Source organism: Actinomycetota bacterium, from assembly GCA_023488435.1.
In the GTDB taxonomy this organism is placed as follows: domain Bacteria; phylum Actinomycetota; class Coriobacteriia; order Anaerosomatales; family UBA912; genus UBA912.
This window is the reverse complement of record JAMDCK010000029.1, coordinates 16450-32772: the sequence shown is the minus strand read 5'-3', so window position 1 is coordinate 32772 and position 16323 is coordinate 16450. Positions and strand designations below refer to the sequence as shown.

The following is a 16323-nucleotide window of genomic DNA, read 5'->3' as shown; positions in this document are numbered from 1 at the left end:
CCCTTGCGAGCAATCCGCCCGGTTCGTGACAGGCCACACACGAAACTCCAGAGTGTGGATCAGCCGCAGTATCCGAGACAGTGTGGACGGTCTCGGTATGGCAAGAGGCGCAAACCCATGTCGTGCTTGTCGAGTACCCGGCAATCACCCAGACAAGAGATGCGACGGCAACAGTGATGCCCAGAGCAGCCAACCGCTCCTTGGGTGTACGGGGAGGAAGCGGAGGAGGCACATCCGAGTCAGGTGGTTCTGATAGCTTCTCGAGCGGGGGGTGGTCTATGCCCATATGCTCGGAATCGATCGCCTCATCTTCGGGGGATCCAACAACGAACATGATGGCGATGACCAGAATTATCGCTAACAGAGTGCCCAGAATCGCGTAGAGTGCCAGGGCCGCACCAATATCCGTGGCAGGATCAAGCAGAAGGGTCAGGAGCCGAGTCCACAAACCAGAGAGTGATGTCAAAATCTCTTCCATTAGCGGGTCTCACCGCCTTGTGGCAAGGTATCAAGGGCGCCACCGGGATGGATGTGAGTCTCATGACATACAGTGCAGTCGGGCTCCAAATGACAACGACGGCAGAGCTCCTCATCCTCTTCGGCGTATTGTGCGTGCGCCCGTACAAATCTATTCGGATGAGGCATAGCCAGGCCGTGGCAGTCGTCGCAGAATCTTTGATCATGACAGTCGACACAGAGTTGTTCGGGGTCCACAGCGTACTCAGAATGGACCCTTACGAAATCCGGCTCGTGCGGTACCCCTGCGCCATGACATGTTTGACAAGCAGCAGCGGTGTGACAGGCAGCGCAGGTCGAGGAGTCTCCCATACCGTGGGTCTGTTCCCACTGGGGACCATGGGTGATAGCAAAGGTGCCGGTGGTGATTCGATCCTTGGGCAACCGGCCTACATGACACAGAGCACAATCTACGGAGCCTGCCTCCACGTGACAGGAGAGACACGTCTCCATGTCATACGTGCGGACCCAGGAAATCTCCTTCCCATGCGCGACGGTGGAGTGACAGTCGGTACATGGGGTAGTCGCCGAGCAATATGCGTGGTTGATATTGATGGCACCGGTATCGATCGCGCGATTCATCACGGTCTGATGACACTGCAGACAACTCCGGTCGTCGACGGCGGCCAGATCCCTCGACCCATCCGCACCAATAGGCAGGACGTTGGCCAGGTGGCGAAATCCGAAGTCCACTCTTCCTACAACCCCACCTGAGGCATGACAGTCAACGCACCGGATGGCGGCATGAGCACTCATCTGGGTTGCATCGAAGAAAGACTCCTCCTGGTGACACGATGCACAGGGCGCAAACCCCATATAGAAATAGCCGCTTATCGGGATGAGTAGGGCAAGCGGCACTGCGACGATGAGCCAGAGTAGTGATTTTCGGATCAGGCGCAAGGCATTACCCCAAATCGCTAAGGACATTGCTGCGGACACCCGGAGTATGAGCAAGTAACGATGTGCATGAATCGGGGCCGACCCCATATCGGGGCCGACCCCTCAACCGTCTGTTCAACAGCAGTTCTGATGAAACAGATCATTTACCAGCTAGGATAATCCTAGTAGGTGAGTCCAACACCTGCGGTGCCAGCGTTGTTGCGATGGCACTTCAAGCAGTTACCGTCATACGCCTTCATATCGTTGGTGGTGATAGGCGTAAGCGTAGTACCAGCGCCACCGGACCAACCCATCCAGAGGAAAGCTCTGGTGCCATCAGGCATGTTGGACCCAGCACCAGCGGCTGTGGTCTGACCATGGGGGAACGTGAACCCTGAGCTGGTCTGCGGATCGGTCTGATCGTGGCAGCTCTCGCAGTCACTAACGCCAGCGAACGCTGTCTGAGTGGTTTCGACGATGGTCGTGGTAACGCCATTCGACACCCACTGCTCGGCTGCATCGACTGTCACTCCAGCGACACCGATGTGACCCTGCTTGGGCACCAAAGGTGCCTGGGTCGCGTTGATGTTGGCGTGGCGCAAATCAGCCCAACCGCGATTGACCACTGCCAGCGTCGTGGATGAGTGGCAGATGTTGCAGTTGTAGCCTGTGCGGACCAGCGAACGCGTGCTGTCCGGCCAAACCGAGCCTGCAACGGCATCTAGCTCTGCAACCGAGATCCCGGATGCAACAGGGTTGGCTGTCGGGGTCACGAGCAGTGCGTCGGTGGCCGGGTTGAGCAACGCTGCAGCGACGATGGCGTACTGCGAGCCGTTAGCACCATGCGGGTTGTTCAGATGGCAGGCGCGAGCCTGACAAGCCAGTGGGTTACCACCGCTGTGAGGGCCTCCACCCCAGTTGACCACCAAATCGGTCACTGTCGAGCCGATAACGTGACACCCTGCGCATGTAGGGTTGTTTGTCCCCAGCAGCATGACGCCGTCACCAGCTGCACGGTGAACCGAGTGGCAGATGCCGCACTTGGCTGTGTTGGCCAGGTAGTTGGCATGAACGCCGGGGTTCGTGGGGTTGGCGCCAGTGGCACTCAACAGGGTTCCACCAGCAACTCCTGATCCGATGGGTGATCCCCAAGTGTAGTAATCCGCCATCCAGTTCCAGGTCCTGGCCCGTGTCGGGGCTAGGAACGATGCGTATGCGGAGGCTGCGAACAAAAAGACGAGAGCGACCGCGATCGCAATAACAAGAACACTTCTTCTTTTCACCGAATAATCTCCTTTAGTAAGAGACATATGGGTCGTTGCTTGTTTCATGTACTGCACCTCCTTTCCCAAGCGGATTTGTGAACCGCTCTGCAGTCATCGACTGCATCAAGCTTGAACAGTTCACACGCAATCTACGTGCGGTTTCGATTAACGAAACTGTACATACGGAGTCTATCACAAAACGCACACATAAATGTCCATGATTTATGTGGAACGGTCGAGAATTTCTGGACTCGGTGTCGTGCTTGTAGCCTGATTTCTCTTCCTGCGCAAGAACAGAGCGACTCCGACAGCAATAATCACCAGAGCCAGCGGGATCGCACATGCTCGTATCGGTCCATCGAGCACCCGTCTCGCCGCAGCTGCAGCATCACCGCCACCGGCAGAGTCCGGAAGTCTCACGATTTGGACCCTGTTGTTCTGCGTATCCGAGACGGTGAACCAGTCGCGCTGAGGGTCATAACTGACATTCGTCGGATAGAAGAACTTCCCGTCCTCTGGCCCTGGCGTGCCGTACTTCCCTATCAGGGATCCGTCTTCCGGATCGAAAACCGCCAGCGCACACTCGAACATGTCTGCGACTACGATTCTTCCAGCACCATCGAGAGTCATTCCTAGGGGCAACTGCAGGGCTTCTTCACCCGTGAGCGCTTGGTCCTCGAGCTCTCGCACCGTGAGACGTCCATCGATCATCTCTGCGCGGTTAGACGGCTTTCCGGTTCTTACAATCCACAGGCGATTGCCCTCAGCATCATATGCGCTGATCCTGTTGTTGAACGAATCCGCAACGAATATCCGGCCATCCTCACCGATGGCCACCCCGTGTACGTAATCGAACTGATAATCAGCTTGGCCGCGGGATCCTATCACACGGACTGGACTGCCGTCGGTGGGGTCCAATATCGCAAACCCGTTGACCGAGCCTACAACGATCTTGTCTTCACTCACCGCGATCGAGACTGGTCTGGGAACGCTGAACGTACCAATATAAGATCCGTCTGGATTCAAGACGCGGACCCGGTCGTTCTGGGTTTCCACGACATAAATCAAGCCATCCGGTCCGACAGTAAGGCGACCCGGTACGACCAGCGGATCAGCCTCAGGGCCACGAAAGGTCTCAATATAGCGACCATCAGGAGTGAACCTCATGATCGCACCATGCTGTGCATCAGTGATATGTATAGACCCATCTGGGCCCGGAGCAGCTGCAGCGGTACGCTGGAACTGGTCCTCCGGCGCTACACTCATCCCGTAGATCGAGCGTACCCACTCGATGCCGAGCAATTCCTCGGTAGCAGGAATATCGCCAGGGGGATCCAGCAAGCGGAGCAGAAGGAATGTAGCAAGACCAAGGAGAAGGAGCAGGGCGGCGAGAACCAATCCCAGAATCCTTCGTCCGCGCCTAGAGACCACTTCCGGGCTTTGAGCAGCTGGGGGGTTTTCTGCAACTGTATCGGTCATTGAGACGATCCGATCCTCTCTAGCCCCGCAAGGGCCTCTTCGTAGTCAGGGTAGAATCTAAGCGCTTCGCGGTAATCAGCTTCTGCACCGGTCCTGTCGCCCATTTCGAACTTGACGTTCCCGCGATCAGTCAGGATGTCGGCGGCTCCAGGGTTGGATTCAATGAAGGCGTTGTACTGCTCCAGCACTCTGTCCCAGTCCTCCATATCGCGATAGATGTCGGCCTTGACGATGAGGGCGATGTGATAGTTATCGTGGTATCCGGCTAGACGCGCCGCGTTGGCGATGACTCCGCCCTCAGCAAGCTGCGCCTCGTGATGCTCGCGAATCTGGGTCCGGGCGGCATCGGCGACTTCAAGGGCCTCCTCATACTGTCCTTGTGCCCTCAACAGGCGCGCCTCACTCAGAACGATGTCAGCTGTCGAAGAATCATCCAAGCTAGCTTTGGCAGTGCTCAGGATGTTCTCGGCCCGACCCAATTGGCCGTCGAGTATGAGAGCCGAGATATGACGAGCCCACACGCTCGTATCCGTTGTGCCGGCACGTACCGCAGCGCCCGTCACCGATATGTCACGCTCTAGGGCTGTCCGCGGCCCACCGGGCTGTATAACTCCTGTAACAAGGGCGCTCACGACTGTTACAAGGAATAGGATCAGAATACCGACTGCGGCGAATGACATCTTGCGAACCACGGGATCGTCGAAGATCGAGCTCTTACGCCGAACCTGCTTGCGAGGAGCGGGCTTTGTGGTTTCATCGAACTGGAAACCTTCGCGATCGTCTGGGCGATCTTGCTGCATCTATTTCCTCCGTCGTCGACTAAGCGGCAGATTGCTGGGTCAGGTTCTTATGGACTGTCCCAGTGTGCGGACAGTGCGTGCCAGTTTACATCACACGCCCCAGAGTGGACATACCAGAAGCGTGAATCTTCTCACATGAGCGTGAGGACATGATTTTATTTCCATTCGCTAGCAAATCGAGTGCCTGAAAGGCGGCTCGGCTACAGATCATCTGGTAGCGCGATATGCCCAGCCACGGCACTGGCTGCGGCCACAGCGGGTGAGCTCAGATACACCTCGCTGGTGGGGTCGCCCATCCTGCCCACGAAGTTGCGATTCGTGGTCGCGACTGCGCGCTCTCCCGCGGCAAGGATACCCATGTGACCGCCAAGGCAAGGCCCGCATGTCGGGGTCGAGATCGCAGCATTGGCGTCCAGGAAGATATCGAAAAGTCCTTCGGTCATGGCAGCGCGATATATCTCCTGGGTGGCTGGGATGATGATCAGCCTCACGCGGTCGTCGACCTTGCGGCCCTTGAGGACCTCGGCGGCTATACGGAGGTCTTCCAGGCGGCCGTTTGTGCAAGACCCGATCACGACCTGATCGATTGTGACGTCGCGAGAGTCCTCGGCGAGGCGCGTGTTCGATGGCAGGTGCGGGAAGGACACCGTCGGCTTGAGGGCCGCTGCGTCTATCTCGATGACGCGCGGGTAGTGGGCGTCGGGATCCGAGTGGTACTCGACCCAGGGGCGCTCGGCGCGACCCGTGAGGTAGGTGCGCGTGACGTCATCGACCGCGATGATTCCGGATTTGGCACCGGCTTCGATCGCCATGTTGCAGACGGTCATTCGGTCGTCCATGCCCATCGCATCGAAGGTCGAACCGGTGAACTCCATGGCCTGGTAGAGCGCACCGTCGACACCGATCAGCCCAATGATGTGCAGGATAAGGTCTTTTCCGCATACCCAGGGCCCGAACTCGCCATCTACGACGAACTTGATCGATGCGGGCACTTTGAACCACGCCTCGCCTATGGCCATTCCGGCCGCCGCATCAGTGCTGCCGACGCCGGTGGAAAACGCCCCGAGCGCACCGTAGGTGCAGGTGTGGGAGTCCGCTCCGATGATGACATCGCCAGGAACGACCACTCCCTGCTCTGGCAACAACGCGTGCTCGACGCCCATGCAACCGATCTCGTAGTAGTGGGATATCGACTGCTCGCGAGCGAAATCGCGCATGACTTTGGCCTGCTCGGCGGATTTGATGTCCTTGTTGGGTGCGTAGTGGTCGGGCACGAGGACGACACGGTCCTTGTCCCACACCTTAGTTGCACCCGTGCGACGGAACTCACGGATCGCGATCGGCGCGGTCACGTCGTTGGCAAGCACGATATCGAGCTTGCATGTGATGAGCTGTCCGGGTTCGACTTCGTCGAGGCCGGCGTGCGCAGCTAGAATCTTCTCGGTGATGGTCATGGGGCGGGGCATCGGTCTGGTTCCTCCTGTGTCAGGGGCGGTCGGTTGATGGTGAATCGGCTTCGGCGGATAGCTCCTGCCGGTGCGCCAACAGCAATCGGTTGAGCGAGTTCACATAAGCACGTGCCGACGCGGTGATTATGTCGCTGTGGGCTCCTCGGCCGGTGAAAACGCGCCCGTCGGCGCTGCGGATGCGGATGGTGACTTCTCCCAGGGCGTCGATGCCCCGGGTCACGCTCTGTACGCTGAATTCGATCAGGTCGTTCTCGACCTCGATGACGCGATTGATGGCGCGGTACAGTGCATCGACCGGGCCGGTCCCGTGGCTCGAGTCGATGAGCACCGAACCTGTGGCGACCTCCACCAGTTCGACGGTTGCGGTCGGTATCCCGGGCTCCCCGCTCATGACGTGCAGAGAGCGCAGGTGGTACACCTCTCCTGCCGAGGTACGCTCGGACTCTGAGACCAGCGCCTCGATGTCCTCGTCGTAGACTTCTTTCTTCTTGTCCGCGAGCTCCAGGAAGTCGTGGTGGACGCGCTCGAACTCCTCCTCGGCGAGCTCGTATCCGAGCAGTTCGAGGCGGTGGCGCAGGGCATGGCGCCCGCTTCGTGCCGTGAGCACGATCGAGCTGCCGCCAACGCCGACCTCGACAGGGTCGATGATCTCGTAGGTGGTGCGCTCCTTGAGTACGCCGTCCTGGTGGATGCCACTGGAGTGAGCGAACGCATTGGCGCCGACGATCGACTTGTTGGGCTGCACCAAGATGCCGGTGATGTTGCTCACTAGGCGCGAGGTGCGCATGATTTCCCGCGTGTTGATCGTGGTGTCGGCGCCGAAGTACTCCCGCCGGGCGCGAAGGGCCATGACGACCTCTTCCATCGCGGTGTTGCCTGCGCGTTCGCCGATGCCGTTGATGGTGCACTCCACCTGGCGCGCGCCGGCCTTCACGCCAGCGAGCGCATTGGCGGTGGCCATCCCGAGGTCGTTGTGGCAGTGGACCGCGACGATCACGTCCTCGATGCCTTTGACGTGCTCAAAGAGGCCGCCGATCAACGCTCCGAACTCGCCGGGGTAGGTATAGCCCGTGGTGTCGGGGATGTTGACGACGGTGGCTCCGGCCGCGATGACAGTCTCGACCATCTCGTAGAGAAAGGCCGGATCGGCACGCCCAGCGTCCTCGGCGTAGAACTCCACCTCGCCGACGAGTGAGCGCGCCAACTTCACCGCTGCCACAGCCCGCTCGAGGGCTGTCGCCCGATCGATGCGCAGCTTGTGCGTCAGGTGGCTTTCCGAGACGCCGATGCCCGTGTGAATGCGTGGGCGCGCTGCGCCAGCCAGGGCAGCAGCCGCGCTCTCGATGTCGCTGGGTACCGCGCGCGACAGGGCGCAGACCACGCAGGCGTCGCCTACCTCGGCAGCGATACGCCGCACGCTCTCGAAGTCACCGGGACTCGATGCGGGAAAGCCAGCCTCGATCACGTCTACGCCGAGGCGGACGAGCTGCCTTGCGATCTCGAGCTTCTCCTCGGTGTTCATGCTGGCGCCCGGGGACTGCTCCCCATCGCGCAAGGTCGTGTCGAAGATGTAGACCTTGTCTGCGGCTGCCGCAGGTATCGTCGACTCACTCACTAGCGATCCGTCCTCACCTTCACAGCTCGACGCTCCAGGCCTCGTCCATTCCGGCAGCCTCGATGATCTGGCCGAGCAGTTCTGCGGTCATCTGACTGTCGATGGTAAGCCCCATGAGAGCCTGTCCGCCCGCTTCCTTGCGTGCAACCTGCATCGAGCCGATGTTGATCGCTTGAGCGCCCAGGACCGTCCCGACCTTGCCGATCATGCCGGGCCTATCGGCGTAGAGGAAGAACGCCATGTACTGTGCGGGAGCCATGTCCAGGTCGTATTCGAAGAGCGACACGATGCGCGGCTCATTCTTCTTGCCAATTAGCGATGCCGAGACCTCAACGGGTCCGCTGGCGCCGGTGCCCGTCACCGAGATCGATGACACGTAGTCCGCAGTCTCGGGCTGCTTGGTCTCGGTGATGCGAAGACCGCGCTGCTCGGCGTAGTAATCGGCGTTGACGAAGTTCACCGACTCTGCGCTGACTACTGTAAGCATTCCCTTGAGCACTGCGGTGCGAAGGATGCGGGTGTCGGTCTCGGCCAATGCGCCGATGAACCGGATGTCGAGGGATTCGAGTCCCTGGCGCGCCATCTGCGCGACCATTTTGCCGAGGTCCTCGGATACCTTGAGGTATGGGCCGACCTTCTCGTAGACCTCCGGCGAGACCGGTGCGATGTTGACGGCCGTGGGGACCATCTCGCCTCTGAGACCCGCTGCCACGAACTCGGCGATCTGCTCGCCTGCGCGGTCCTGTGCCTCGGCGGTGCTCGCTCCCAGGTGAGGTGTGAGTATGACGTTCTCCAGCTCGACGAGTGGCGAGTCGGTGCACGGCTCGACCTCGAAGACGTCGATCGCGGCGCTTGCGACCTTGCCGCTCTTCACTGCATCGATGAGCGCCTGCTCCTGGAAGATGCCGCCGCGCGCCGTGTTGATCAGCCGAACGCCGTCCTTCATCTTGGCGAACTGCTCTGCACCGAACATACCGATCGTCTCTTTGGTCTTGGGCAGGTGGACGGTGATGTAATCCGCCTGCGCAAGGATCGCGTCCACGTCATCGACGAGTTCCACGCCCATCGCAGTCGCCCGCTCTGCGGTCGTGTAAGGGTCGAATCCGATGATGCGCATGCCGAATCCGCGCGCACGCTCGGCCACGAGCGAACCGATCCGCCCCAAGCCGAAGATCGCGAGTGTCTTCTCGTAGAGCTCGGCACCTGTGTACTTCGAGCGTTCCCACTTGCACTGTTTCATGCTCGCATTCGCCTGCGCGATGTTGCGCGACTGCGAGAGCAGCAGCGCCATCGTGTGCTCCGCAGCCGAAACGATGTTGGAGGTCGGTGCGTTGCATACTATGATCCCACGCTCGGTGGCGGCCTGGACGTCGACGTTGTCGACCCCGACGCCTGCGCGTCCGATGATCTTCAGGTTCACGCCGGCCTCGATGACCTCGCGCGAGGCACGCGTGGCCGAACGCACAATGAGCGCGTCATAAGCGGGTATCTCGGCGACAAGCTGGTCGGGAGTCAGCTCGGTGGAGACCGTCACGTCGAACTGCTCGCGCAGCTTCTCGATGCCGCTATTCGCGATCTTCTCGGCTACTAATACCTTCATATATGTCTCCCCTTCACTGCGCTTCTACGAAGACGGACTGGGCGGCCTTTACCCCGGCACCGCGCTCGAAACCATAACCTAGTGACGCAAGAGTCATCTCCAGCGCTGAGAGCGTGACGATGATATCGAGCTCGCCGAAGTAACCCAGGTGCCCGATCCTGATGATGCGTCCAGTGTACTCGTCCTGTCCGCCGGCGATGGTCACGCCGTGTGCGCTCTTCATGATCTTGACGATCGCCTTGCCGTCCACACCTTCGGGCACCCACACCGGCGTGACTGCGCTTCCGCGGCCTTCCGGCGGGGCGAAGAGGGCTAGTCCGAGTGCCTCACAGCCCTTGCGGGTCGCCTCTGCCAGGCGGGAGTGGCGGGCAATCGTGTTGCCCAGGCCCTCCTCGGCGATCATGGCGAGCGCGACATTGAGGCCGAGCACGAGCGAGACAGCAGGCGTGAACGGCGTCGTGTCCTTCTCGATGTTCTTCTTGTACTTCATCCAGTCGAAGTAGAACGCAGGTAAAGTCGATCTCTCGTACGCGCGCCAGGCCTTGTCGCTCACGGTGCATGCGGCGAGGCCGGGTGGCAGCATGAGGCCCTTCTGCGAGCCGGTCATGACGACATCGAGTCCCCAGTCATCGGTGCGGCACTCCACAGCGCCGATACCGGTGATGCTGTCGACGATCAGCACGCACTCAGGGTAGTCGCGCACGATCGCGCCGATGGCTTGCACATCGTTGAGCACGCCGCTGGAGGTCTCGGACTGCGTGACGATGACGCCCCGTGCATCCGGATTCGCCGAAAGCGCAGCAGCGATGTCATCGGGACGCACGACCTCGGTCCACTCATAGCGCAGATCGATCACATCGAGGCCGTAGACCTCGCAGATCGCTTTCTGGCGGTCGCCGAACTTGCCGTTGCGGGCTACGATGACCTTGTCGCCAGCGCAGAAGCAGTTGGCTATCGCCGCCTCCATGACACCGGTGCCCGAGCTCGCGAAGAGCAGGACATCGCCTTGCGTCTGGAAGACATACTTGAGCCCCTCGATGGCATCAGCGAATGCCTTTGAGAACTCCGGCGTCCTGTGATGGATGATAGGCGCTGCCTGGGTCAACAGCACCTCGGCAGGTACCGGAGTCGGCCCAGGCGTCATCAGGTACTGCTTCTTCATCGATTCTCAGCCCCTCTCGAGCCAGGTGAACATGGTGCGAAGGTCGCTTCCGACCTCTTCGACCAGGTGTTCGGCGTTGATGCGCCGCATCGCCTTGAAGTGGGGCTGAGCCACCTTGTTCTCGAGCATCCAGTTGCGAGCGAACTCACCGTTCTGGATCTCCCACAGAACCTGGGCCATGTTCTCGCGGGTCTCGTCGGTGACGATCCGCGGCCCGGTGACGTAGGCGCCGTACTCGGCTGTGTTGCTGATCGACATCAGCGAATGCCTTTGAGAACTCCGGCGTCCTGTGATGGATGATAGGCGCTGCCTGGGTCAACAGCACCTCGGCAGGTACCGGAGTCGGCCCAGGCGTCATCAGGTACTGCTTCTTCATCGATTCTCAGCCCCTCTCGAGCCAGGTGAACATGGTGCGAAGGTCGCTTCCGACCTCTTCGACCAGGTGTTCGGCGTTGATGCGCCGCATCGCCTTGAAGTGGGGCTGAGCCACCTTGTTCTCGAGCATCCAGTTGCGAGCGAACTCACCGTTCTGGATCTCCCACAGAACCTGGGCCATGTTCTCGCGGGTCTCGTCGGTGACGATCCGCGGCCCGGTGACGTAGGCGCCGTACTCGGCTGTGTTGCTGATCGAGTCGAACATCTTGGCCATGCCGCCCTCATACATCAAGTCGACGATCAACTTGAGCTCATGAAGGCACTCGAAGTATGCGATCTCCGGCTGGTAGCCAGCCTCGACGAGCGTCTCGAATCCAGCCATGACAAGAGCCGTGGCGCCTCCGCACAAAACTGCCTGCTCGCCGAAAAGGTCGGTCTCGGTCTCCTCGGCGAAGCTTGTCTCGATGATCCCGGCCCGCGAACCGCCGACCCCGGCAGCCCACGCGAGTGCGATCTCAAGGGCGCTGCCACTGGCATCCTGGTGGACGGCCACGAGGCACGGGACGCCCGAGCCCTCGGTGAAGACGCGGCGCACCATGTGGCCGGGACCCTTCGGCGCAATCATGACGACATCGACGTCGGCGGGAGCCTCGATCTGACCGTAGTGGATGTTGAAGCCGTGCGCGAAAGCAAGCACCTTGCCCGCCGTCATGTGCTCGTGGATCTCCGAATAGTAGATGTGGCCCTGGAGTTCGTCGGGGGCGAGGATCATGATGATCTCGGCCTCTGCAGCAGCTTCACGCGGGGTCATGACCTTCAGTCCGTCGGTCTTGACCTTGTCCCATGACTTGGAGTCCGCGCGCAGCCCTACGCGCACATCGCATCCCGAGTCGTGCAGGTTGAGTGCGTGGGCGTGGCCTTGTGAGCCGTACCCGATCACCGCGATCTTACGACCCTTGATCAGTCCAAGGTCGCAATCCTTCTCGTAGAATATCTGGGCCATTCTGGGGTTCCTCTCTCTTTGGCACGTTGCGTTGTGGTACGTGTCGTAATCAGGTCGTCTTGCTCGTTCAGCTCTTCGTGCTATCCCTTTGCCCGCGCCCCAGGGCAATTCGCCCTGTGCGTGCGAGTTCCTTGATGCCATAGGCGCGGAACAAGTCCTCTAGCGCTTCGATCTTACTTGCCGAGCCGGTGGCTTCGATCGTCAATGAGTTCTTGCCCACATCGACGATCTTTGCACGGAATACGTTGGCGATCTCTATGATCTCGTGTCTGCGTTCCGGGGATGCGTTGACTTTGAACAGCACGAGCTCCCGAGCGATCATATCCTCGGGATCGAGATCTTGGATCTTGATGACGTTGACCAGCTTGTGTAGCTGCTTGGTGATCTGCTCCAAAGGAATGTCGGCAGCACTGACCACTATGGTGATGCGCGACAGGGTCGGATCCTCTGTGGGACCTACCGCGAGCGAATCGATGTTGAATCCCCTGCGCGCAAAGAGCGATGCTACGCGGGTCAGCACGCCGGGCTTGTTCTCAACCAGAACCGAGAGAGTATGCGTCATCTTACTCCCACACCTCCTCGAGGATATCGTCGTCCAACATCTCTGACACGGGGCATCCGGGAACGCCGCCGAGCATCTCATCGATGCTGGCCCCCGGCGCGACCATGGGGAATACGCACTCTTCAGGAGCAACGCGGCAATCAACAAGCGCCGGACCGGGATGATCGAACGCCTGCATCAGCGCAGCGTCGAGTTCGTCCGGGCTCGTCACCCGCACGCCGAGCCATCCATATGCATCGGCTAGCTTCAGGAAATCAGGGATGTCCTGCGACAGCACCGATGACGAGTACCTGCGATCGTAGAACAGCTCCTGCCACTGCCTCACCATGCCGAGGAATCCGTTGTTCAAAATGACAACCTTGACTGGGAGCTGATTGATTGCTGCGGTTGCCATCTCCTGACTGTTCATCTGGATCGACCCATCGCCAGCGATGTCGATGACAAGTGCGTCAGGGCGTCCAGCTTGAGCCCCGATGGCCGCTGGAAGTCCGAAGCCCATGGTCCCCAGACCGCCAGAGGATATCCACGACCTGGGCCTGCGCAGGGTGTAATACTGGCACGCCCACATCTGGTTCTGCCCGACTTCGGTGCAGATGATCGTGTCGCGATCTGCGGTCAGATCGCTGACCCGAGTGACGACATGCTGAGGATGCAGGACGCCTTCCTGTGAAGCGAAGTGCAGCGGGAAGCGCCGCCGCCAATCATCGATGACCTTCATCCACGCGGTACTCACCGGCTCGGCACCCGATTTACGCAACTCTGCGACGATGCCGGCGAGGATGGACTTAGCCTCTCCCACCACCGGCACGTCGACCGCCTTGTTCTTACCTATCTCAGCCGGGTCGATGTCGATGTGGATGACCTGTGCTTTGGTGGCGAACGCCGAAAGTTTGCCGGTCACGCGGTCGTCGAAACGCACGCCGACTGCGATCAGGAGGTCCGTGTCGGTCATCGTGTAGTTGGTGTATTTCGCCCCATGCATCCCAGGCATGCCAATCCAAAGATGATGGTCCTCAGGGAAGGATCCCTTGCCCATCATGGTCGTGGTCACCGGGATCTGCATCAACTCAGCGAGCTCCTTGAGCTCCTTGGATGCTCCGCTGGCTATCACGCCACCACCGACGTACAGCAAAGGCTTTTCCGCCTTGGAAATCAGGTTCGCCGCCTGCTTGATCTGCTTTGCATGCCCCCGCACAGTGGGCTTGTAGCCGGGAAGGTGAATCGAGTCGGGCAAGACGAAGTCCAGCTCACCCTTGCTCACATCCACCGGGATGTCGATGAGGACAGGCCCGGGCCTGCCCGTAGTGGCGATGTGGAATGCCTCGTGTACGACCTCAGGCACCATCGACGCGCAACTGAGCAGGTAGTTATGCTTGGTGATCGGCAGAGTAATGCCCGTGATATCCGACTCCTGGAATGCATCGGTACCGATTACCGACGTCGCGACCTGTGCCGTGATCACAACCATCGGGATCGAGTCCATGTATGCGTTGGCGATCCCGGTGATGGTATTGGTCGCCCCAGGGCCGCTGGTGGTCAGTGCGACTCCGCACTTACCCGTTGCGCGTGCGTATCCGTCGGCCATGTGTACAGCACCCTGTTCATGCCGAGGAAGAATCGTCTGTATCCCCTCGCAGTCATAGAGCGCATCGAAGATCGGCAGAGCCACCCCACCCGGATAGCCGAAGATCGTCTCGACACCTTCCGCCTGTAGGCACTTGACCAGAGCTTGGGCGCCTGTGATCCTCCCACTCATGATCGGCCTACCCCTGAATCGGGGCTGAACGCAGCCTTCAAATAAAACAATCCCTGCCTAACGCTTCGCACCATATCGCACCATCGCTTTCAGATCAGGTGGACATCCGTTGTGCCGCGTAGTCAGGGGCGTTCTCCGCAAAAAGAACAGCTCAGCATCGGGGGGTCTCGCTAAAGACTCTGGCGATGTTGAATCACGCGACAGATAACGGATGTCACCGACTCGACTTACTCGTCGTCCGCAATCGCCGAAGATCATCCGGCATCACGCAACGCGTTGGGTCGAGCGGCTCAGGAGTGGTTTCGAGTCGCCCTGCGCCGGCTTCCACGAATTGCCCGGCTCGCTGTGGTCAGGGTTGGCCTCTACTGTTCTCCGTCAAAGCCATATTTCGATATTCAAGTGTAAGACCGGAGTATAAGACGTTTCGGGAAATCTCACAACGTGTGAGACAGACCACGGAGCGAGTCCGGAATCGGACTCGCTCCGCTACAAGCCTACTCAACTCTACTGGAATACCCTGAACTCGGCGATCCCATAACCATTGGCCGCACCAGTACCGGTTGCCTGACACTCAATCCTGACGTGCCGTGCATTCCGGGCACTGAACGTAATCCGCTGCATCGCAGACGTTCCAGTGGTGGTGCTGAACACCGTGGTCCAGTTGGTGCCATCGGTCGAGGTCTGAATCCTGAAGGATCTGGCCCATAGGTTTCCGCTCCAGGCGACTTCGACTGTCCTGATGCTACGTGAGGATCCTAGGTCAACCGACAAACGCTCTGTTGTCGTGGCCCCTCCAGTCCTGTTCGACCACCAGAAGGTCTGCAGATTGCCGTCTCCCGCACGGGCGGGAGGATGGTTGCTGTCCGACCTGGACGCAGTGAACGTTCTGTTCAGTGCGAGGTTGACAGGCTGAGGAACGGCCATAGGCGAAAGGGCTACATTCACCGTGGCCGTTGCATCAGAGGCTATAGTGACTGGTCCGGACCAATTGTTGTACCCGGATCTTGTGATGGTCATGGTGCGTGCACCCGGCGCAACGCCGCTTAGCGAGTAGCGCCCATCGGTTCCGGTGGTTGCAGAGACTCCGGTGTTCAGTGTCACTGTGGCACCAGCGACGGCAGCCGTCGTCGAAGCGTCGGTCACACGTCCGGTGACTCCACCAGTACCAGGTATTCCACCGGGCATGATGTTGGGCCAGGAGGTGCCCTGAAGTGGGTGCTCCGAGACGTCACAAGCGGCACCGCAATCCTGCTCCTGCCAGCCCTGCGGGGTGTAGCTCCTGATACTGATACGCGAGGTACCTGCGTCGTTGCGTCCAGGAGTGCCCGGCCAGACCCTGTAGGCTGGTGGATCATATACTGTTCCCAACAGTCGGGGGCGACCCCAGCCATGCGGGATAGCCACATGGCACTGGTTGCAGAAAGCACCTTCGTAACCCCGATCGTCATGCTCTTGGTGGGCATTCGTACTCCAGACACCGCTCGGAGAGCGAAGGTCATGACACTTCTCGCAGATTATCCCGGCTGGACGCGAACCGTTCTTCGTCATACTCATGCCGGTAGGTGAGTTGGCACTGAGCTGAGCTGTGAAGTTCTCGTTGCCCGTAATGACACGATAGGGGTTGGGGAACCTGGGATCTATGTTGATCCTCATCGCTGCCCCATGGGGACCCTCAGCACCGGTATAGGTGTGGCAATCGCTACACCTCGTGATCGAGTCGATCCTCCAGCCGGGCAGGAGGAACGACGATGCGGGTGGGATAGCCCATGTGTATGTCACTCCGTTGACGACGAAGCGATCGCGCATTCCGGGTAGGTCCGCTCTTACCCTGTGCATCGAAGC

Annotated in this window: 12 protein-coding genes and 2 pseudogenes; 1 reads left to right on the top strand and 13 read right to left on the bottom strand. The window is 59.9% G+C overall.

The annotated features are described in order from the left end of the window. Nucleotides 1-831 precede the first annotated feature (831 nt). Nucleotides 832-1230: a hypothetical protein gene (locus M1617_04340; protein MCL5887519.1), complete on the top strand. Its 399-nt coding sequence runs from the start codon at nucleotides 832-834 to the stop codon at nucleotides 1228-1230. A 347-nt stretch (nucleotides 1231-1577) separates the two neighbouring features. On the opposite strand, the gene M1617_04335 is transcribed toward M1617_04340, so the two are convergent. The 13 genes and pseudogenes from M1617_04335 to M1617_04275 form a co-directional block, all read right to left on the bottom strand. Next, complete coding sequence (locus M1617_04335) at nucleotides 1578-2678, bottom strand: hypothetical protein (GenBank protein MCL5887518.1); 1101 nt, start codon at nucleotides 2676-2678, stop codon at nucleotides 1578-1580. A 204-nt stretch (nucleotides 2679-2882) separates the two neighbouring features. Then, nucleotides 2883-4139 carry an NHL repeat-containing protein gene (locus tag M1617_04330; protein MCL5887517.1) on the bottom strand — a complete coding sequence of 419 codons (1257 nt, stop codon included), beginning with the start codon at nucleotides 4137-4139 and terminating at the stop codon, nucleotides 2883-2885. Beyond that, nucleotides 4136-4939 (bottom strand): tetratricopeptide repeat protein, encoded by an 804-nt coding sequence (locus tag M1617_04325; protein MCL5887516.1) that lies wholly within the window; start codon nucleotides 4937-4939, stop codon nucleotides 4136-4138. The genes M1617_04330 and M1617_04325 overlap by 4 nt, the downstream gene beginning before the upstream one ends. Before the next feature lie 200 nt (nucleotides 4940-5139). Next, the gene (gene leuC, locus M1617_04320) at nucleotides 5140-6405 is read right to left on the bottom strand and encodes a 3-isopropylmalate dehydratase large subunit (GenBank protein ID MCL5887515.1); all 1266 of its coding nucleotides are present in this window, start codon (nucleotides 6403-6405) and stop codon (nucleotides 5140-5142) included. 19 nt (nucleotides 6406-6424) lie between these two features. After that, on the bottom strand, nucleotides 6425-8023 hold the full coding sequence (locus tag M1617_04315; protein MCL5887514.1) for a 2-isopropylmalate synthase: 1599 nt from the start codon (nucleotides 8021-8023) through the stop codon (nucleotides 6425-6427). A 19-nt stretch (nucleotides 8024-8042) separates the two neighbouring features. Then, nucleotides 8043-9623 (bottom strand): phosphoglycerate dehydrogenase, encoded by a 1581-nt coding sequence (gene serA, locus M1617_04310; protein MCL5887513.1) that lies wholly within the window; start codon nucleotides 9621-9623, stop codon nucleotides 8043-8045. A gap of 13 nt (nucleotides 9624-9636) precedes the next feature. Beyond that, nucleotides 9637-10785, bottom strand: a complete 1149-nt coding sequence (locus tag M1617_04305; GenBank protein MCL5887512.1) for an alanine--glyoxylate aminotransferase family protein — start codon at nucleotides 10783-10785, stop codon at nucleotides 9637-9639. 6 nt (nucleotides 10786-10791) lie between these two features. After that, a pseudogene (locus M1617_04300) lies at nucleotides 10792-11040 on the bottom strand (ketol-acid reductoisomerase). Between the two features lies 1 nt (nucleotide 11041). Next, nucleotides 11042-11161 (bottom strand): annotated as a pseudogene (locus M1617_04295) (alanine--glyoxylate aminotransferase family protein). A gap of 6 nt (nucleotides 11162-11167) precedes the next feature. Next, on the bottom strand, nucleotides 11168-12163 hold the full coding sequence (gene ilvC, locus M1617_04290; protein MCL5887511.1) for a ketol-acid reductoisomerase: 996 nt from the start codon (nucleotides 12161-12163) through the stop codon (nucleotides 11168-11170). Nucleotides 12164-12230: 67 nt separating this feature from the next. Beyond that, the gene (gene ilvN, locus M1617_04285) at nucleotides 12231-12725 is read right to left on the bottom strand and encodes an acetolactate synthase small subunit (protein ID MCL5887510.1); all 495 of its coding nucleotides are present in this window, start codon (nucleotides 12723-12725) and stop codon (nucleotides 12231-12233) included. Between the two features lies 1 nt (nucleotide 12726). Next, on the bottom strand, nucleotides 12727-14481 hold the full coding sequence (gene ilvB / locus M1617_04280; GenBank protein MCL5887509.1) for a biosynthetic-type acetolactate synthase large subunit: 1755 nt from the start codon (nucleotides 14479-14481) through the stop codon (nucleotides 12727-12729). Nucleotides 14482-14985: 504 nt separating this feature from the next. Then, a complete protein-coding gene (locus tag M1617_04275; protein MCL5887508.1) occupies nucleotides 14986-16317 on the bottom strand; it encodes a discoidin domain-containing protein in 1332 nt (443 codons plus the stop codon). Between the last annotated feature and the right edge of the window lie 6 nt (nucleotides 16318-16323).

Bases quoted from the DNA above. Each gene is read 5' to 3' on its own strand.
- M1617_04330 (MCL5887517.1), bottom strand. From the start codon at position 4,139: ATGACCGATACAGTTGCAGAAAACCCCCCAGCTGCTCAAAGCCCGGAA.
- ilvC (MCL5887511.1), bottom strand. From the start codon at position 12,163: ATGGCCCAGATATTCTACGAGAAGGATTGCGACCTTGGACTGATCAAG.
- serA (MCL5887513.1), bottom strand. From the start codon at position 9,623: ATGAAGGTATTAGTAGCCGAGAAGATCGCGAATAGCGGCATCGAGAAG.
- M1617_04275 (MCL5887508.1), bottom strand. From the start codon at position 16,317: ATGCACAGGGTAAGAGCGGACCTACCCGGAATGCGCGATCGCTTCGTC.
- ilvB (MCL5887509.1), bottom strand. From the start codon at position 14,481: ATGAGTGGGAGGATCACAGGCGCCCAAGCTCTGGTCAAGTGCCTACAG.
- leuC (MCL5887515.1), bottom strand. From the start codon at position 6,405: ATGCCCCGCCCCATGACCATCACCGAGAAGATTCTAGCTGCGCACGCC.
- M1617_04325 (MCL5887516.1), bottom strand. From the start codon at position 4,939: ATGCAGCAAGATCGCCCAGACGATCGCGAAGGTTTCCAGTTCGATGAA.
- M1617_04305 (MCL5887512.1), bottom strand. From the start codon at position 10,785: ATGAAGAAGCAGTACCTGATGACGCCTGGGCCGACTCCGGTACCTGCC.
- ilvN (MCL5887510.1), bottom strand. From the start codon at position 12,725: ATGACGCATACTCTCTCGGTTCTGGTTGAGAACAAGCCCGGCGTGCTG.